This window comes from Paenibacillus sp. MCAF9 (assembly GCF_052114265.1).
Lineage (GTDB): Bacteria > Bacillota > Bacilli > Paenibacillales > Paenibacillaceae > Pristimantibacillus.
Map to the genome: position 1 here is coordinate 126,991 of NZ_JBFREL010000013.1, position 18,665 is coordinate 145,655.

Sequence of the window (18,665 nt, forward strand, 5' to 3'; positions counted from 1 at the left end):
ACATTGACGAACACCGAAGGTAATACGATAACTTCGATGCAATTTATTTTTATTATTTCCGGTATTCAGATTAGTGTTGCCGTCCTTTCCTTGCCGAGGAAATTAGCAGAAATAGCAGGAACGGATGGCTGGATTTCCATTCTAATTGGTTATGCCATCAGTCTTCTATGCGGGTATATCATTATTATGGTGATGAGACATTGTTCTGATAAACCTTTAATTGATGCGCTGCCTGCAATGATGGGGAAATGGCTTGCCAAAGGATTTACCCTATTGTTGGCCATGTTTTTCCTTTCTCTGATGTATGACGGTCTTGTGCGCACCATCCTGATTATTAAAATTTGGCTGATGCCAAACACACAGTCCTACATCCTCATGATTCTGCTGTTAATACCCGCTTATAAAATCGCTATAAACGGTCCTCGCATCTTAGGACGATATGCAGAGCTAGTTGCTGTCATATCATGCTGGTTGCCCTTTGTTTATCTATTTACCCTGAAATATGCTCATTGGCTCAATTTACTGCCTATATTAAAAGTAGGTTGGCTGCCCGTCCTGTCGGCGGTGAAAGCAACGATTTATCCGAACCTGGGGCTAGCTGCCGTTTTTATATTTTATCCTTATTTAGTTAAGAAGGATAAAGCTGCTTCTTCACTATTTATATCCAATACGATTACCCTATCTGTACATCTATTTATTACAATCATATGCTTCATTTACTTCAGTCCCCATGAAATCACACTTTATAATGATCCAATCATCAGTATTCTCAAAACAATTGAATTTCGCTTTATTGAACGGATTGAGGTGCCTTTCATCGCGTTTTATTTGTTCGTCTTCTCACTCGTTTGGATTCCGTCTATGTATATCGTCTCTTTTTGCATAAGCAAGGTTTTCGTGCTAAGCAACCATCGTATCCCATTACGTATCTTGTGCATTATTCTTGCGATAGCTACTTTTATTCACATTCCCTCATTCAAGCAAAGCGATCAAATTGAATTATGGCTTACTTGGTTTGGTTTTGGGATGGAATATATACTCCCTAGTCTACTGCTGATATATATGGTCATTTACAAACGAATACATCGGAGGGCTGATCTATGAAGCTGCGACTCTTTTTTGTATGTTGCTTGTTCATTACGATTTGCCTTACTGCATCCGCCTGCGGGGATCAGCTGTATTTAGAAAATGCGGCAACACCGCTTGCTCTTGGCATGGATTTGGATAAAAATGATAAATTCCATTTTTATTCATCCGCTCCCGTTTTCAGCAAAAACATAAAGAAAAAGAGTCAAGAAACGTCAGGAATCGCTAACTCGCTTCGGCAATCCAAAGCGATTCAAGACTCGCAATCAAGCGGCTCCATCCAAGGGAGAAATTACCAAGTAATCCTCCTAGGCAGACATTTTCTAAGTTACGAGGACTGGTTTCCGATGCTTGATGTGTTGTTTCGCGACGCAAGAAACACGGTAACCGACCGTGTTATTGCTGTTGATGGCTCTTTAGAGGAGGTATTTTCATTAAATCCTCCTGATCAGCCGCTGCTTCCTATTCTGCTCCGGGGCATGGTCGACACCAAATCGATAAAATCGGAAACCTATGCGACGACCGCCCAAGAATTTCACAGGCAGTTTTATGACAAAGGCTTGACGCCTTACATTGCTGAGGTGAAGATCGTCAATAATCAGGTTAGGCTGAAAGGCTCCGCTTTGCTGAATCAGAAAGGCAAATATGAGATTTCTTTAGGCCCTCAAGAAACGATTCTGTTAAGTATTTTGCAGAAGCAGGCTTCACCGGGCTTCAGTTTGTCCTACCCAATTCCTGGTGAGCCAGTACACAAACCATTTGAAACGAATATTTTAAGCCTGACTGGCGCCAAAGTAAAAACAAAAATCAAAACTTCCTATGAAAACAATAAATTTAAGTTTGACATCCTCGTGAAGACTAGGGTTGGCCTCTCCGAGCATCTTTTCCCTTTCAATGTGGAAAAGGATGATACAAAGCTTGAAAAACAGATTGCTGTTCTCATGCAGGAACAATTTATGAGCATTATCGGGAAACTGCAAAAACATAAAATCGATCCGATTGGGCTTGGGGTGTATGCAAGAGCAAAAGAATACAAGGAATTTTGCAAGGTAGAGGATCATTGGAGTGAAGCATTTGCGAATGCTGAAGTGCGTGTAAAAGTGGATTTAGAAATAGCTTCGATGGGGCCAGTTAAGTAAGTATCGAGGGATTAATAAAGAAGGATACCGGCAAATATGCGGTATCCTTCCTTCCTTCATTCAATCATTGATTAGTTCTATGGCGCTTGCTGAAAACGAATCTTATGCTCAAGCAGCTCTGCACGCTGATAAGCTTCTGCGATCCCATAAACAGCTATGTCCGCCTTGCTTACTTCTTTATAAGATAATGAAGTCTTCACCTCATGTTTGAAAGGGAATGGATGCAATTGGATCGTCGTTTCATCCTTCCAATCCGCTATCAATGAGGTTTGCCCCGTACGATCGAACCAATAGGGAAACCCATCAGCAAACCATTCATATTGATTTCGAGGCGTTCCCGGCTGCTCCATACATACAAACAGCGACAGCTCATCACAAAGCAGCAGCGCTTTCGCATGAAGCTGAAGCAGGCTAACGTCCAGCTGCAGTCGCTCGATGATCGCGCTTTGCCTTGCAAATTCACGTTCTACAAACGTAATCGTATCCTCATTTCTGAACCTTTCAGCAAGCGTCGTATACAAAATACTGCCAAGCAAAGCGGCGTATTCGCTCGTTTTCTGAACATGATCCAAGCCTTTAGAATAGAAGAAAAAGCGGATGTTGCCTGGAAAATCGCGGAACGAAAACGGCATATTTGCTGCATCATTCCAAAGCGGAATACGGTCCAAATCAATCCAGCTGCTGTCATGCTCATATGCTGCGTAAGCCAATTCATCTTTTCGTTCCTCACTATGAAATAACTGGCTCTGCCAGGCAGAAACAAGATCTCCGGATATTCTCGCATGATCATGCTGAGCGATCAATATGAATGCGTCTTCCTTCTCGTATAAAATCATCGTTTCCATCCCTTTCTTCATCACACAATAGTTGATTAATATTGTTTTTATATATCAGCTAATCACGATTGTTCAGCGCATAAACCTGCTCAATTTCCTTATGCCGTGAAATAACAACATCCATTAAGCATCTATAAATCGAAGCTGCTGTCTCTGGATTCAAATCATGGCTGCTCGCAAGTTTCTTTATTTTATCAAATTGTTTGGCTTCACGGCTCAGGTCTTGTGCAGCGAGATGATTTGCTGCTTTGTACATACCCACTTCTTCCGTTAATTGAAACCTCCTTGCAAGCAAGGAAATAATGTCGTGATCGATTTGATCGATCGCTTGTCTTAATTCATCTAGTCTAGAAACTTCCATGCGTCTCTCCCTTAAATCTTTTTCCTATAATTGTACCATCTCCATCATCTAGCGGCTATGTACATTCGCATTTATCGGATGTATGCCCCAGAACAATAAAAAGAAGAGCCGCCTTATTTCTAAGAAGCAGCTCTCCTGTGAACATTTCTATCGTTCTATTTCGCGAAGACATTACGAATGAAACTGTGGCAGTAAATCAGCATGGCTTTCGAGCATCTGCTCCAAAGCTTGATAAGCAGCCTCTTTATTTTCAATAGCCGGATCGGCGTCTATCGCTTTCTTCGCAATAGAGACATTGCCCGTCACTGCTGCTTCAACGACAAGCTCATGAACATCCGAAATCGCGCGGCACAATTGAAGCAGCGGCTCTGGGAATGCTGGAACCTCTACCGGATGAATCATGCCGCCTGATACGGTCACTGGTATTTCTACGATTCGATCCGAAGGAATACCCGGTATTGCGCCATCATTCTTAACGTTCAAAATATCAATCTGAAGGTCGCTGCCCGTATACAACGCTTGAGCTAGCGCAACGGGATGCTCCCAGCTGCCATGATCAAATAAACGATCATAATGCATTTTGCCTGCGCCAATCTGCTTCAGCTCTTCCAAGCGTCTGCTGCGTTCTTCGAGCGACCCATGATATGGAGGTGCTGTTGTGTAATGAATGTCCTCTTGATAAGGAAGATATTCCGCATGATGATCAACGTGTCCAGCCGCGACTGCACCATACTCGCGCAGCCATCGCTTAGTGATACGAAGCTCGCGCTTCGTCCCTTCATCTTGATCAGACCAGTTCTCCTCTTCAATATATTGGATAAGCTTAGGCAGAAGGTCCTCACCCGTGCGGCTATCTTTTATTTCCATCACCCATGCAAAGTGATTAAGTCCAGCAGTTACGATAGATACCTCAGAGGCCGATTTGCCGAGCAGCTTTGGCAGGAATGTGTAGCCCTCAGCACCAAGGTACGCAATATTGCAAAATCCAGCTATGCGAATCGATGAATAACGTGCTGCTGCCGTTACGACACGAGGCATTGGATTCGTCACATCCAGAATCCACGCCTGCGGGCACAGCTCCTCCATATCACGGCAAATATCCATAATCAGCGTAATGGACCTGAATGCATTCATTAAGCCCCCCATGCCTCCACATTCCCTTGCTTGATCTGCCATCCCTAGTGCCTGCAATATATCAAAATCGATTTGCCAACGGTGTGCACCTTGAACCGAGGCGGATACGATAACAAAGTCCGCACCTATTAGCGCTTCTCTTCTGTTTACCGTTGCAGTCGCAAGCATGTCTACCTCTAACTGCCTTGCTATTTCTCTTGCAGCTGCTGCCATCCCTTCAGCCGCATTCAGATTTGGATCAACAAGGACAAGCTCACAGCCTGCAAGCCTCTCCTTTACGATAATATCTTCGAGTACCGTTGGTGCAAATACGAAGCTTCCTCCACCTATCAATACAATTTTCACGATAGTCTCATTCCTCTCGGTTGTATTTTGGATTGCTATTGCTCAGCGGTAAGAGAGATAATAAAGGTATGAATAATTCCGTTTACAAAGGAGCTATGATGAGCAATCTGAGTCCTGCCCTCAACCAATCATTTCCTAATTATAAAGAACAGCTTATCCTATACGGCATGCGTACGTTCGAATCCGGCCAAGGCCCTGTATGCGATTTACATCTGCATCATCGGATGCTGGAGATCAATATTGTCCTAACAGGCGATCAAATCGCTCGTATTGGAAATGAAAGCTTCACGCAGCATGAAGGTGATATTATTCTCATTCCCCCCATGAAGCTCCATGACTTTATTGTTCCCGAGCAGCAGACGATGCATGGTTTTGTCATTCATTTGCAAAACGTGGACAGCAAGCTGCTCTACGCCTTTCGAGCTTGCGGTGAGTATTTATTTGCGAGAGATCATCCGCTCAATGAACGCCTGAATCCGCTGCTAAAAGCACTTATTTCATGCTTGCAGCAGAATCCTTCTGCTCACCGCGTCTTTATGCTTTGTAATGAAATGCTTGTGCATTTGGAGGAGTTCGTGCAGAGCGAAGCCTTACTCTCCATCAATGAACCAAATGAGCAGCCGCTTGCTGATCGGATCGCGAGGGAAATTGAGGCGCTCATCAGCACTTTTAATGAGCTCGGTACAGATTCCTCAACGAGCAACTGGCTTGAAACCATCGCAGCCAAGACAGGCATTAGCCGCAGACATGCCGGCCGTTTGTTTCAACAAGCGTACGGCATGTCGCCGCGTCAATATTTATCGATCATTAGACAGCAGGAGGCGATGCATATGCTTGTCATGCGAAACATACCGCTTGAAGAGATCGCATTCCGAATCGGATTCGAGAATGTGCAAAGCTTTATTAGGCAGTTCGCCAAATGGACAGGATTAACGCCTGGCGCATATCGGAGACAGCATAAATCAACGATAAGCTATTTGACGCCGCTTGAGGTGGAACCTCATGCTGGTTATTTATCCAGCCACGTTCCTTCTGCTACCTCAGAATAATTTCAGGACGCTCATTCAATTGTACGCCGCGTTCAGCATACCAATTGAAATGCCTCTCCTCTCCGGCTATCTGCCAACGGGACGGGCAGCGATCATCAAGCCAGTCCAGCGGTTCAGCCGGCTGCAGCGGTTTAGATGCTCGTTCGAACGCTTTGCGTATCGCTGCTTCCTGTTCCGCGCCAACCGCCTTTGGATCTGCGGAAATGAACAGCGGTGTGCCGCTTTCAGACAATAGCTCCAGCCACTGCTTGTTTAATTGCCAAGGGACATCGTCGGTCAAGCCAACGCAATCCGCATCAGCCGCAAAAAAAGTGTCATGCTGCGGCATGCGGAAAGCAAGCGTGTTGACACCCATTTTACGTGTACGCTCCCATTCCTTACCGCTCGTATCGTCACCGGTCCGCTGAATTTCAACCAAGCCCGCTGCTAAGTGCCCTACTGTATTGCAGCCAATAATTAAACTGTCCGCTGAAGCTTCTGCAATCTTCTTATACAAAGCGACAATAATTTCCGCCGTCGTCTTCGTGCGATCAGCAAAAGCTAAACCATGATCACTCATCGATGCGCCCATTTCAAAGCCCCATTTGGCAAAAATATCGAAAGTGGAAAAATCATGCTTAATCAGTTCATAACCCCAATCATGCAGCTTGCGAATTTCATTGCCCACATAGTCAAGCACATCAGGAACGCTTGGGTCCAAATAGATGCTGCCCGCATTGTGGCCACCATATCTTCTCCAATGATTTGGCACACTGTTTGCGACTAATAGCGGTCTGCACCATATGCCAGGACGAACCCCGATTCCTTTCATATCGCTGGCCAGCTTCTGCATATCAGAAAACTGATAATTAGGTTCCCAAGGCCCACCATTGCAGCTGCCCCCGCCGCTGCAGAGCTGCCAACCGTCATCAATGACCATAAACGGACGGTTATCGACCGAAGAAGACCAATCTGACACGCGCTCCGAATCAGCGATTATCTCTGCTGTCGAGCTATTCCCATAGGCATAATACCAGTTGTTTCCCCCATACACAGGCTGAGAAGGCAGAATCGGCTGCTTGCACATCATTCTGCAAAAAGCCGTTGCCGCACCGAATGCCGATTCTCCTTCCGCACCTTCTCTCGTTACAATGACCGCAGCCTCGAGCGTTCGATCACCAAGCAGCACTCCCGCTTCACCGCAGCGGACATCAAGCGTCAGGCTGATTCCACCTGCATCCGCTTGCCAATAACAAAAGGAGCTTGTACCGGTCTCTACGCCATAACCATGCGTGCGTCCCCCTTTTGACAACAGGAAATACCAAGGCATTTCACGCTCAGCAACTAACCCCCGCCATTCCAAATCACCGTAACCTCGTTCCCATTGATCCCCCAGAACACGAATGCCCCCGCTGTCCAGTTCTCGAAGCCATCTCAGGTGAAGCCGCCTAACTGGCGTCTGGCCTGCACTTAATCGAACGGCCATACGATTAGCCATCGTTTCAAATGAAATGACGGTTTCGCCTGCATACCATTCTCGTGAACGGAATGACGCGCGAACCCATCCCTCTTCCCACTCCATTTCAACTTTGTCCGGATTGGTTAATAGATCTAAAAACTCCATCGTGAGCGCCTCCCGTATTAGAACATCATTCTATAAAACCGAGTATAGTATTCACTGCCAGCAATTTGAATAACGAAATGAGTCGTATCACGAATAAATAATGAACCAAATGGGACATCCAATAACATAAAAAAAGACTGCCGCCGCCACATCATGGCTTTGAACAGTCTTCTTATTCACTATTAATCTAACTTAGCAATCTTTTATTTGCTCAGTTCTCTGCGTACAACTGGCGCAACCTTCGTCGCCAGCAGCTCAATGGAAGCCGCTACCTTTGAGAACGGAATGCCGCCAATATCAAACTGAGCCATGAAGCGCTGATGACCGAATAGCTCATGCTGCGCCAATATTTTCTCAACAAGCAGATCCGGGCTGCCTACAGCCAGCGCATTGATTGGACTTGCCAATTGTTCGAATTGCTCGCGTGCCATCGACTCGCCCCTCTGCTTGCCTCCCATGAACTGGCTTACATAATGAGCATAATAAGGATAATATTCATCCTTCGCTTGCTCAGTCGAGTTGGCAATATAACCATGGCTTGTTATCGCTACTTTTAAATTTTCTTGTTTATAGCCTGCGCGAACACCAGCAGCACGATATACGTCTACAAGCGGTTTAAATCGAGCTGGATCTCCGCCAAGGATGGCAAGGGCCATTCCTAGGCCATGGCTTCCTGCGAGCTCCGCGCTCTGAGGCGTACCGCCGACACCGACCCATACGGGCAGCTGCGCCTGCTCTGGACGAGGTGCAATCTCAGCATTCAGCAGCGGCGTTCTATATTTTCCATTCCAAGTGATATGCTCGGTTTCATTTAATGCAAGCAGAAGATTAAGCTTCTCCTGAAAGAGCTCCTTATAGCTCTCAAGCTCATACCCAAACAATGAAAATGATTCTATATACGCTCCGCGTCCCGCAATAATTTCCGCGCGTCCATCCGAGAGCAAATCGAGTGTGGCGAAATCCTCAAATACTCGAACTGGATCTGAGGTTCCAAGCACTGTCGTTGCGCTAGTTAACCGAATCCGCTTCGTCGCTTGTGCGATTGCAGCAAGCAGAACAGGTGGAGATGTAACAGCGAAGTCCAAGCGATGATGCTCACCTACTCCAAATACATCAATGCCCGCCTCATCTGCAAGCTTGGCAGCTGCGACGATTTCCTTCAAACGCTCTCTCACATTCGGCGATACTCTACTGATAGGATCAGTACTTATATCACCTAATGTGTAAATGCCAAATTCGAACACATCTGCTCGTTCCTTTGAAGGCTGAGCAACTTGTTGTATTTTCTCGTTGATGTCAAACACCGCTTTCCTTTATTTATATCCAAGGCAAGAGTACATATTTTGTTCGCCGACCCAGTTACTTTACGTAAGTAATGATACATAAGTTATTAAGTTGCGTCAAGATCAAGAGCATGAGGCCCGCCTAGATCTCTTACAAAGTACAAAAGAACCTTCAAAATCACAGTAAAAGTGATCGGAAGGTTCCTACTATTTAGGCTGATATGATGAGAAAGCCCCATGGTGCGAGCTCCAGCTGTTGTCCACTTGTAACTTTACTACCATTCAACAGCTCAGTACCGTCCTGATGCTGGTAGTCAAATGTAACGGCATCATTTGAGTAGTTGAAATAATATCGTATATGCTTTCCGCTAGTATTCAAGCCCGATTTCACGATGATTGGAAAAACAAGCTCTTGCTCTGCGCCCCAAAGACCTGCATTCTTCAAAGCCCCGCAAAGCACACGTCTTACAACAGCAGGGCCAGGCAAGCATCCTATATAGGTAGCCGTTCCTTTTCCATAGTTATTTCTTGTAATCGCCGCATATTCACCCCACTGCGCATGATCATAATAAGCCAGCACTTCAGCGGTTGTTGGCGTGATGAGCTCCATCCATGCTTCAACCTCTTTTGCCTCGTTACTGCGATCGATCAGTGCCCCTTTTAACCCAACATGATTTGGCGTTACGAACATGCTATAGGATATGCCGCAAGCTGCTTGTATGATACCGGGCTGCTGTGAAGTACGTACCTTAACGACCTCGTCGGCGAAGCCGCTTTTGAACGTATAAACCACATGTCCACCGCTTCGTACGAATTCATTTAATCGCTCCAAAGTCTCTGAAGGGGCAGCGTAAAGCGCTGGTACGACAATCATCTTGTATTTATCCAAATGGGTGCAGATAGGCTGAATAAAATCGACCTCGACGTTAAGCTTATACAATTCGTCATAAAGTGCGCGAACGACATCATTATAGGTTTTGCCATCGGGAAGCTTGAACCATTCCATAGCAGATAAAGCCTCGTTGCTGACCATTACAGCCACTTGATTGTTTTTGCGGAGGCTGGCAAGGTCCTCGCTCAGCCTAGCAAAATCAGCACCGATCGTTTTGGCTTCGTTATAAACAGGATTAGGCTGAAAATCATGGCTGAGCAGCCCCTTCCAATACGTTTCGAACGAATTGTGAATCGAATGCCAGTGCCAATACGCGACCATATTGGCGCCGGAAGCAAGGTGGCTGAACGCCTGCAAGCGCAATTGCCCGGGATATGGCGTCCAATGCGGAAAGGCCTGTGCCTGCGTTTCGAGCACTAAGTAATTATCGTTTTTGAGCGAACGTGTCATGTCGCCGCCAAATGAGATTTCGATGCCGGTTAAATCATCCTGCGAAGGATGATAAATATCGACGCCCGCAATGTCAAAAGGCTCCGAAGCAGCAAAGTGATCAACGGAAGGCTGAACGCCAAATGAGTAGCCTCGCCATTCAAAATCAAAGTTTTGAGTTACAAATTGTCCCGGCTGCTTATATTCGTTCACGATAGAGACCTGCCATGCCAAAAACTCATTTACCAGCTTCCGCTGAAACTTCGCGAACTCCGCGCCTAAGCTGCCATTGATTGTGCCGACAACGGAAGGAAACTCCTCCCAGCTGTTGATGCGATTGCTCCAATAATCAAGCCCAAACAGCTGATTAACGACGTCCAGCGTTTCATAAGTATCCCTCATATATTTGACGAACTGCAGCTGGACATTTGGTCCCGCCGTATCATAATGTTTCGTTTCATTATCCGTCTGATAGCCAATCACGGCTGGATGTGTATTTACGCGGCTAATGAGCTTGCGGATGATTCGCTCTGAATAGAAAAGATAAGCAGCATTCGTAATATCCATAATTTGGCGAGCGCCGTATTTTCCCGGTCCGCGAGGGGTTACAGCAAGTACATCCGGGTGCTCCTTGACCATCCAAGCAGGCACGGCATAGGTTGGTGTGCCAACAATGACTGCGATGCCGGCTTTGTGCATCGCATCCAGCACTCTGTCTACGGATGAGAAGTCGAATACGCCGTTTTGCGGCTCATGTGTGCTCCATGTCGATTCCGCGATTCGAACCACGTTTATGCCTGCTTCCTTCATCATCCGAATATCCTCATCTAATCGCTCATAAGGCATATATTCGTCATAATAAGCGACGCCATATAACAGTTTATTCATCCTTTAACAGCCCCCTCGGCAATCCCATGCATAATAAACTTTTGGAAGAAGGAGTAAATAATAATGACTGGAATCGCAGTCAGTACAAGCGCCGCCAAAATAAGCGACCATTCTTTGTTGTACTCACCGAACAGCGTATTTGTCGATAAGATAAGCGTGTAATTGCTTACGTCCGTCAGCATGAGAAGCGGCAGCAGGAAATCATTCCAGATCCAGAGGAAATCTAAAATCGCTATCGTCACCGTAATCGGCACAAGCAGCGGGAAAATAATTTTAAAGAACGTTTGATATTCATTGCAGCCATCAATTTGCGCCGCCTCCTCCAGCTCCTTAGGTATAGATTTCACGAAGCCATGATACAGAAAGATCGCCATATTGACGCCGAGTCCAATATATATGATTGCAAGCCCATACGTACTGCCTTGAACAGACAAGGCTTTGGCCATTCTAGTCAATGGAATCATAATCGAATGAAACGGCACAAGCATGGAAGCGATAAACAGGAAAAAAATCAAATTGCTTATCTTTCCGCTCGTACGTGACAGCTTGTAGCCAGCAAGCGATGCGCAAAAGACGATGCCGCCGATGCCGAGCACCGAAATAATGATCGAGTTGAGTGTGCTGCCCAGCAGATTGATTTGATGAAAAGCATTTACATAATTATCGAATTGAATCTTCGATGGCAGCGAGACGAACGACTTGAACATCTCACCTTGTGTCTTAAACGAGTTAATAACCGCCAAGTAAATCGGGAAAAAAGAGATCGCAGCCCCAATCGACAGGAAAATAGTAATAAGGAGGGAGGTTGATTTATTCTGTCTCATGCTTCCACCTCTCTTTTCTTCATGACACGAATTTGGATAAAAGTGAAAATGAGAATGATCACGAATAGAATGACCGATTTTGCGCTGGCATAACCATATCGGAAGTTGTTTGAGAAGGCTTCCTCGTAAATGTTCATCGTAATAACCTGCGTGCTTCGTCCTGGTCCTCCGCCAGTCAAGCCATAAACAACCTCGAACACTTTAAACGCGCCGTTTAGCGTAAGGAAGAAACAGATCGTAATCGCATGTGAAATCATTGGCAAGGTCACATTGCGAAACGTTTGGAAAGCGGTAGCTCCATCGATAACAGCTGCTTCCTTCAAGCTTTGAGGCACACCTTGCAGTCCTGCCAAATAAATGATCATCATGTAGCCGACGCCGTTCCAGAGGGATACGGTGAGAATCGAGAAGAAACTTACTTTTGGATCACCGATCCAAGCTTGGTCCAGAAACGTAAGCGCTGTCTTTTCTGCCAGCTGAGGAAGCACCTGCGCGAATACAAATGTCCACATAAATGCGCTGATAATCGTGCTTATCATGTTGGGCATGAAGAAAATGGTACGGAAGAAACCTTTGCTTTTGCGGCGTGATTCAATAAATACAGCCAGCAGCAGTGCAAATACATTTTGCAGCACAACCATGAACAGCACATACTTCAAGGTGAACAATAACGAACCGACAAAATCGGGATCGTCTCTAAGCGCTTCAATAAAGTTGCCCATTCCAATAAAGTCATAGTCACGATTCAAGCCATTCCAATCCGTGAAGCTGTAAAACATTCCGCCGAGCGTTGGAATCAGCAGGAAGATCGCGTACAAAATAAAAGCGGGCGCGACAAACGTAAATAATGAGATGTATTTTTTGTAGCTCTTGATCGGCACAGTATCCGCCCCTCTCCTATGTGTCTTTACTGAGCAAAAACGTCTTCGGCGTCCTTTAGACGCTGAGCAGCTTTGACGGTGAAATATAAGATAAGCATGAGAAAATGATATACTTTCTTATATTTTAAAATCGGGATGAAGCGAAGCAGAATCTCCTTGTCTCCCCTTCATCCCGAGCATGTGTGGTTTATTTATTTACCTTGTTGTACGATTTCCAAGCTTTATCAAGTGCTTTGAGGACATCATCCTGCGATAATTGACCGGCATAATACGCTTGCAGCCCTTTGCCCACTTCATCCTTCACGGATTGAGGAATAGCTGGGTCTTGATAAGACTTGCCTTCTTTCACATAAGCTGTTGCATCATTAACCCATGGATAGCTCTCATACGTATGCACGGTGGAGATTGGGTTGAATTTAAGCGCTTGGAAGAAAGCATTTGAAGCAGTATCATCCAGAATATAGTTGATGAAATCCAGCGCGACTTCCTTGTTTTTTGTGCTCTTAGAAACAGCTAGAGAAGTCGAAGCGCTTAGGTTAATAAGAGTCGCATCTGGATTGTCATTGATTGGCAGCGGTGCTACACCAAAATCAAGATCCGGATTGGATTTAAGAATCGTTTCTGCATACCACGGCCCTTGCAGCCACATTGCGCCTTTGCCTGCCGCAAACGCTGCTGCGCCATCATCGCCGCCCACTTCTGTCGCTTTTTCCGTTCCGTTCGCATTAATAAGATCAAAGATGTCGAACATTGCTTTTAGCTCTGTAAAGGAGCCTTCATCCTTATTCATCCGTTCGATGAAGTCAGCGTCCTCCGTATTGATAAGTGCGCCTGCTGCGAGCGGCAGCACTAGCTGTGGAATCCAAGCTTCTTTATATGAGAGCACAAAAGGCGTTACCTTATTCGCTTTCAGCTTCTCGACAACCGCTTTCATTTCTGTCAGCGTTTTTGGAGGGGTAATGCCAAGATCCGTAAAGATCTTTTTGTTGTACAAGTAGCCCCATGACAATGTTTCCAGAGGTACGGCTACGACTTTACCATCTGTCGTTGTTACCGAAGGTTTAACGCTGTCCAGCAGCTTGCCGACAAAAGGCTGATCGGATAAATCCTCTAAGTAACCTGCTTTGTAGTAAGAAGGAATTTCGTTAATGGCATGAAGCGCGAAAATATCAGGTGCATCGTTGGAGGCAAGCCGCGTCTTCAAAATTTGTGCCGCATTATCGGCTGTCGGCATTTCGAGCTGCACCGACACGTCGATGTTTTTCTCCGCTTTTTCTTTGGCTACGAAGTCGGCAATATATTTATCGTAATGCTCTTTAAAACGAGGCTGAGCAATGAACATTTTCAGCTTTACGCTCTTGGCTTCACCGCCGCCGCTTGCTGCCCCATCTGTGCTGCCAGCATTATTTGTATTGCTGCCGCAGCCAGCTAACAGTGTTGTCGCGAGCATCGTAACGAGTAAGCCTTTAACTATTTTTTTCATCTCATTTGACCTCCCAGAAGCTTGTTTTGTTTACGCTTTCATTGTATCTAAAAAATGAAAGCGTTTAATTGGACAGAATTAGACTCTTTCGTTGGACATTTTTAAACCTCGCTGCTCTTCCTCATCTCACCTGGCGCGATGCCAAAATGCTTCTTGAACACACGATAAAAATAGGTGATATCCTCGTAGCCCGCCATTTCCGCAATTGCTTTAATGGGAATGCTCTCATCCATCAGCCACTCTTTTGCCTTCACCATGCGCAGGTGCAGCATATAATCCGTGACATTGCGTCCATATTCCTGCTTGAACACCTTGCTCAAATATTCCTTGCTCACAAAAAAAGCTCTAGCGAGCTGCTCCAGCGTAACCGGCTCCGTATAATGTTTCTCCATATACAGTCTGACTTCATCCAAATTTAATTTGTTTTTAAATTTGCGCTGCTGAATAAGCTGCTCCAGTGTAGTCACATAATGATAGGTAAGAAAAGCAGCTGTATTCTCGCCTGACTGGGTGATCTCATGCCCATACGGCGCATGCAGCGAGTCGCTGTCTTGTGAATTAGCATTCATTAATTCCTTAAGCAGCAGAAGCAGCTCTTGTACGACCTGCTCCAGCATGACCGCTTTCGTAATGCCGCTCTGCTCGAGCTCCTTCATCATTTGATCTAGCGTTGTCTTAACGCCATCTGTATTCAGCTCATTGAAACGCAGCTTTAAAAGCTTCTTATACGATGCCAATGTATACGAAATATCAAGATCAAGTGATAATGTTCCACGCTCCATTTGAGCAGCTTCAAGCCCGCTTTTGCAATTTTGCAGCGCCGTATTAAGCTCTTTCGGATCAACTGGCTTAAGCAGATAATCCATCGCCTTAAAGCGAAGCGCATGTTTCGCATATTGAAAATCATCATACCCGCTGACGACAATCGTCTTGATCGCTGGAAACTGGTCATTAAGCTGCTGCAGCAGCGCAGCGCCATCTGTTCCGGGCATCCGCATGTCAGTAATGACAATATGAGGCTTCAAAACCTCCATCATTCGAAGCGCTTCCGTACCGTCCTCTGCTTCTCCTACAATTTCCATGCCCAGGCTTTCCCATTCTCCGAACGCTTTTATGATGTCTCTTGCCCAGCTCTCATCATCCACAATGTATACTTTAAGCATGCTGATCTCCCCCTGCTATTGGAATCGAGACGGTGACCGTCGTTCCCGCTCCTAACTCGCTTTCAATCGTAATCCCATAGTCTGGGCCAAAATGCATTTGAATGCGGGACGCTACATTTTGAATGCCGATCCGATTGCCGTGCGTCCAAACTTGTCCGCTATGTTGATGAAGCCGCTTTTGCAGGTCGGCAAGCTTATCCTCGCGTATGCCGACGCCATTGTCACGGATTCGAATTCGAACCTTATCATGCTCACGCGCTACGCTCACGCTAAGCTCCCAATGACCTGATTTATTTTCTAGACCATGGAAAAAAGCATTTTCAACAATCGGCTGAAGCGTCAGCTTCGGAATGGGAGAAAGCATCATGGACTCGTCCATTTCCGTGTGATAGGTAAGCTTGGAGTAAAAACGCTGCTTCTGGATAAGCATATAATTGTTTAAATGATCGATTTCTGCTTTTAAGGAGGCGAGATCGTTGGGATCGCGAATGACATATCGAAACATATCGCTAAGCGACCGAATGATTTCGTAGCTCTCCGCAGGTTTTTTCGTAAAGAGCATACTGCCGATCATTTGAAGTGTATTTTGCAAAAAATGCGGATTGATTTGCGCTTGGAGCGCTTTAAGCTCCGCGGTTTTTTTCTCCAGATTGATGCTGTATTCCGTTTTAATATGCTCTCTTATGCGGTATGACATGTTGTAAAGCTTCGTTTCAAGCAAGCCGATCTCATCTACGCGGTTGCTTTGAGGCAGCTCTGTTTCCTTGATGATGCCAAGGCCCTGCATCGATCTTGCGAGCGTAACAATTGGCGTTGCCGTCCGCCAGGCTAACAAAATAGCAATCAAAATCGACAGCACGATAGAAATTGCGCCTACGATAAGGCCAAATCGCATCGTCGACTGCGCGCTCTTATTAATAAAGCTGGTCGGGATAATCGTAATCAGCTTTAAGCCGACAGGATCAATCGTGTTATAGAAGACGTACTCCTTCGACATGCGGAAATAACCTTGATCCGCTGTTGCTTCCTTGATCCGCACCATAATGTTATCCGATGGGCGCTCTCCGAAACGTTGATAAAGCACATTTCCGTCTTCGCTCGCGATCAGAACCTGGTGATCCTTGCCGCGGCCTATCAAATCGAGCGTCTGATCAAGCATCGACCAGCGAATTTTAAGCGAGATACCGCCAAGCTTCTCCCGATTCTCAAAACGGTTAATGCTCCGAATCAATTGAAAGTGACCTTCATCCCCATTATTGGATTGAATAAGAAAATCTTTATTTTCCTCAAATAACTGCTTATAAGGAGAAGGGATAGCAGGCGAGGTTTCCAAATCATATTGATTTCCGCTTATGGTAAACAGTTTCCGCGGCTCTTTCAAAAACAGCTCGACGCCGATGACATGATTTCCTGCGGAATAAAACAAATTGCTCAGTGTATCCATAATATTTTTTTGAGCGGCAAATTGGTTAATGAGCAGCGACCCCTCTGTGCTTGCCAAATAATCACTAAGATGAGGGCTGATGAGTACGGAATAAACGAGATTGTTCAATTGCGAGAACTGCTCGCCCAAATAGACGCCAGTCCACTTCATATTCGATAAATTCGTTCCGATAACTTCCGCTTCCATCGACTTTCGGTTGTTTTCGGCGGCCAAGGCAGTAACGGCTATAATCGGAATAACGGATAAAAAAATCATCGTAAAAATCAGTTTATTCCGAATACTGCGACGGAAGGGTTCTGTCAGTAAACGGATTAGCTTGGCCAACATTTGCTCTCTCGCCTCCCGCTTCTCTTCTAGCTATTGTGTGCAAAAAACTAACGCCCCATCGATTGCTGGCGTTAGTTTATATGCTTTCATCATCCACATGGAATGACAATTGTATGAAAGGATTCGGGTTCCAGCTCAAGCAGCTGGAGTTTGGAGCCGATGGACAAACGCAGCTCCCTTTTTTCCTTGAACGGATTCGTTAAGACGATGATGCGTGTGCCGTCCGGCTTCTCGAAAGCAATCGCATTGCCTGACCATGGACCTTTCAGCCCTATTCTTCTATCATCAGGCGAAGTGAAATGGGCAAAATGCTTCATCACATAATACTCGGGATTACGAATGGCAAGCTGCTTTTCCTTGTCTACGGTCAGCATCGTATTTTGCTCCCAGCCCCATGTGCTGCGGCCTTTTGGTTCCAGCACCATGTTCCAGTAAATATAAGCGTTCACGCCATTCGTAAAATAATGATGATAGAGATTAAATACATATCTTGCATAGAACCAACTGTTTTCACCGTCACCGCATTCATTTTCCGTTTGCATATAACGAAGCTCAGGATAGCTTTGAACGGTACGCTGCAAAGCATGCTTGCCTGCCCATTGATAGCCTACGCCCTTCACATATTTATAAGCTTCAGGGTCGCTTAGCACCGTATTGGCATATGCATCAAAATCAGTTGCCTTCTTCTTCAGCCATTCATCCCATGCCTCCGGCGCATTAATTGTGCCCAGCCATATTTCTGTATCGAGTCCGTGCCTCTCGAAGGCAGGTCCCAAATAATCACGTATAAATTCACGAAGCTGCTCGCCTGTCCATACGCAGGAAGGAAACTTCTGATCTGCAACCACCTCATTTTGAACATGAACCTGGTGAATCGTAATGCCTTCTGCCTTGTATGCCTCAACAAACTTTACGAAATAGAGCGCATACGCTTCTAAAATTTCTTTCTCCCAGCGCAGCGTGCCGTAATTGTACGCCTTCGGAAATTTCATCCAGGTCGGAGGGCTCCACGGAGAGGCAAACAGCTTCAATTCAGGATTGAGTTTTAGCGCTTCCTTAATATAAGGAATCAAATGTTGCTGATCACGGGCAATGGAGAAATGCTCCATACTTAAGTCTCCGTCTGTTTCGTTTAAGCTATACCATTCCAGTGCATAATCGCTAGCGCCAATCGGAAGCCTGCAAATACTGAATTTATGCTCGCCTTCGGGATGAAAGAGCGCATGCATCACTTGACTGCGTTCTTCCTCCGGCAGATGCTGCAGAGCAGCATAACCAAGCTCGTTAAAGCAGCCTCCAAACCCTTCTAACCGTTGAAAGCTCTCACCTGAGAATGTCAGATTAGTGTTTCCATTACCAGCTTCCTCTATCGTTTTATTGAACCATCGCTTGGTTTCCGTGCTTGCAAACCATTGTATCTGTTTCTCTCTCATCACCGCAAACCTCACTTTTTGAAAGCGTTTTTATCATTATATCTTGTAAATGAAAGCGTTTAATT

The 18,665-nt window shown here is 45.6% G+C and carries 15 protein-coding genes; 3 read left to right on the top strand and 12 right to left on the bottom strand.

Annotation, left to right across the window (positions count from 1 at the left end; all coding sequences use genetic code 11):
- Positions 1 to 3 precede the first annotated feature (3 nt).
- The gene (locus AB4Z45_RS20120) at positions 4 to 1,104 is read left to right on the top strand and encodes a GerAB/ArcD/ProY family transporter (RefSeq protein WP_441911115.1); all 1,101 of its coding nucleotides are present in this window, start codon (positions 4 to 6) and stop codon (positions 1,102 to 1,104) included.
- Positions 1,101 to 2,225 carry a Ger(x)C family spore germination protein gene (locus AB4Z45_RS20125; RefSeq protein ID WP_441911117.1) on the top strand — a complete coding sequence of 375 codons (1,125 nt, stop codon included), beginning with the start codon at positions 1,101 to 1,103 and terminating at the stop codon, positions 2,223 to 2,225. Before AB4Z45_RS20120 ends, AB4Z45_RS20125 begins: the two co-directional genes overlap by 4 nt.
- Positions 2,226 to 2,302: 77 nt before the next feature.
- Here the strand turns inward: AB4Z45_RS20125 and AB4Z45_RS20130 are convergent, their stop codons facing one another.
- From AB4Z45_RS20130 to AB4Z45_RS20140, 3 genes are all read right to left on the bottom strand, one after another.
- Positions 2,303 to 3,070 (bottom strand): DUF3891 family protein, encoded by a 768-nt coding sequence (locus AB4Z45_RS20130; RefSeq protein WP_441911118.1) that lies wholly within the window; start codon positions 3,068 to 3,070, stop codon positions 2,303 to 2,305.
- A 49-nt stretch (positions 3,071 to 3,119) separates the two neighbouring features.
- Positions 3,120 to 3,422: a chorismate mutase gene (locus AB4Z45_RS20135; RefSeq protein WP_441881708.1), complete on the bottom strand. Its 303-nt coding sequence runs from the start codon at positions 3,420 to 3,422 to the stop codon at positions 3,120 to 3,122.
- 171 nt (positions 3,423 to 3,593) lie between these two features.
- Positions 3,594 to 4,901, bottom strand: coding sequence for a family 4 glycosyl hydrolase (locus AB4Z45_RS20140; RefSeq protein WP_441911120.1), 1,308 nt, complete (start codon positions 4,899 to 4,901; stop codon positions 3,594 to 3,596).
- 68 nt (positions 4,902 to 4,969) lie between these two features.
- Between AB4Z45_RS20140 and AB4Z45_RS20145 the strand changes: the two genes are divergently transcribed.
- Positions 4,970 to 5,950 carry a helix-turn-helix domain-containing protein gene (locus AB4Z45_RS20145; RefSeq protein ID WP_441911121.1) on the top strand — a complete coding sequence of 327 codons (981 nt, stop codon included), beginning with the start codon at positions 4,970 to 4,972 and terminating at the stop codon, positions 5,948 to 5,950.
- Here the strand turns inward: AB4Z45_RS20145 and AB4Z45_RS20150 are convergent.
- The 9 genes from AB4Z45_RS20150 to AB4Z45_RS20190 form a co-directional block, all read right to left on the bottom strand.
- The gene (locus tag AB4Z45_RS20150) at positions 5,937 to 7,553 is read right to left on the bottom strand and encodes a hypothetical protein (RefSeq protein ID WP_441911122.1); all 1,617 of its coding nucleotides are present in this window, start codon (positions 7,551 to 7,553) and stop codon (positions 5,937 to 5,939) included. The two genes, AB4Z45_RS20145 and AB4Z45_RS20150, sit on opposite strands and share 14 nt — an antisense overlap.
- Before the next feature lie 203 nt (positions 7,554 to 7,756).
- A complete protein-coding gene (locus tag AB4Z45_RS20155; protein WP_441911141.1) occupies positions 7,757 to 8,848 on the bottom strand; it encodes an LLM class flavin-dependent oxidoreductase in 1,092 nt (363 codons plus the stop codon).
- A 199-nt stretch (positions 8,849 to 9,047) separates the two neighbouring features.
- A complete protein-coding gene (locus AB4Z45_RS20160; RefSeq protein WP_441911124.1) occupies positions 9,048 to 11,045 on the bottom strand; it encodes a beta-galactosidase in 1,998 nt (665 codons plus the stop codon).
- Positions 11,042 to 11,869 carry a carbohydrate ABC transporter permease gene (locus tag AB4Z45_RS20165; RefSeq protein ID WP_076266656.1) on the bottom strand — a complete coding sequence of 276 codons (828 nt, stop codon included), beginning with the start codon at positions 11,867 to 11,869 and terminating at the stop codon, positions 11,042 to 11,044. Before AB4Z45_RS20165 ends, AB4Z45_RS20160 begins: the two co-directional genes overlap by 4 nt.
- Positions 11,866 to 12,750: a carbohydrate ABC transporter permease gene (locus tag AB4Z45_RS20170; RefSeq protein ID WP_339203747.1), complete on the bottom strand. Its 885-nt coding sequence runs from the start codon at positions 12,748 to 12,750 to the stop codon at positions 11,866 to 11,868. Before AB4Z45_RS20170 ends, AB4Z45_RS20165 begins: the two co-directional genes overlap by 4 nt.
- 187 nt (positions 12,751 to 12,937) lie before the next feature.
- Positions 12,938 to 14,233: an ABC transporter substrate-binding protein gene (locus AB4Z45_RS20175; protein WP_339203749.1), complete on the bottom strand. Its 1,296-nt coding sequence runs from the start codon at positions 14,231 to 14,233 to the stop codon at positions 12,938 to 12,940.
- 101 nt (positions 14,234 to 14,334) lie between these two features.
- Positions 14,335 to 15,396, bottom strand: coding sequence for a response regulator transcription factor (locus AB4Z45_RS20180; protein ID WP_441911126.1), 1,062 nt, complete (start codon positions 15,394 to 15,396; stop codon positions 14,335 to 14,337).
- Positions 15,389 to 17,167: a sensor histidine kinase gene (locus AB4Z45_RS20185; RefSeq protein WP_441911128.1), complete on the bottom strand. Its 1,779-nt coding sequence runs from the start codon at positions 17,165 to 17,167 to the stop codon at positions 15,389 to 15,391. Before AB4Z45_RS20185 ends, AB4Z45_RS20180 begins: the two co-directional genes overlap by 8 nt.
- Positions 17,168 to 17,256: 89 nt before the next feature.
- The gene (locus AB4Z45_RS20190; protein ID WP_441911130.1) at positions 17,257 to 18,600 is read right to left on the bottom strand and encodes a glycoside hydrolase family 30 protein; all 1,344 of its coding nucleotides are present in this window, start codon (positions 18,598 to 18,600) and stop codon (positions 17,257 to 17,259) included.
- Positions 18,601 to 18,665 lie beyond the last annotated feature (65 nt).

Bases quoted from the DNA above. Each gene is read 5' to 3' on its own strand.
- AB4Z45_RS20125 (WP_441911117.1), top strand. From the start codon at position 1,101: ATGAAGCTGCGACTCTTTTTTGTATGTTGCTTGTTCATTACGATTTGC.
- AB4Z45_RS20130 (WP_441911118.1), bottom strand. From the start codon at position 3,070: ATGGAAACGATGATTTTATACGAGAAGGAAGACGCATTCATATTGATC.
- AB4Z45_RS20135 (WP_441881708.1), bottom strand. From the start codon at position 3,422: ATGGAAGTTTCTAGACTAGATGAATTAAGACAAGCGATCGATCAAATC.
- AB4Z45_RS20145 (WP_441911121.1), top strand. From the start codon at position 4,970: ATGAATAATTCCGTTTACAAAGGAGCTATGATGAGCAATCTGAGTCCT.
- AB4Z45_RS20150 (WP_441911122.1), bottom strand. From the start codon at position 7,553: ATGGAGTTTTTAGATCTATTAACCAATCCGGACAAAGTTGAAATGGAG.
- AB4Z45_RS20160 (WP_441911124.1), bottom strand. From the start codon at position 11,045: ATGAATAAACTGTTATATGGCGTCGCTTATTATGACGAATATATGCCT.
- AB4Z45_RS20165 (WP_076266656.1), bottom strand. From the start codon at position 11,869: ATGAGACAGAATAAATCAACCTCCCTCCTTATTACTATTTTCCTGTCG.
- AB4Z45_RS20175 (WP_339203749.1), bottom strand. From the start codon at position 14,233: ATGAAAAAAATAGTTAAAGGCTTACTCGTTACGATGCTCGCGACAACA.
- AB4Z45_RS20180 (WP_441911126.1), bottom strand. From the start codon at position 15,396: ATGCTTAAAGTATACATTGTGGATGATGAGAGCTGGGCAAGAGACATC.
- AB4Z45_RS20185 (WP_441911128.1), bottom strand. From the start codon at position 17,167: ATGTTGGCCAAGCTAATCCGTTTACTGACAGAACCCTTCCGTCGCAGT.
- AB4Z45_RS20190 (WP_441911130.1), bottom strand. From the start codon at position 18,600: ATGAGAGAGAAACAGATACAATGGTTTGCAAGCACGGAAACCAAGCGA.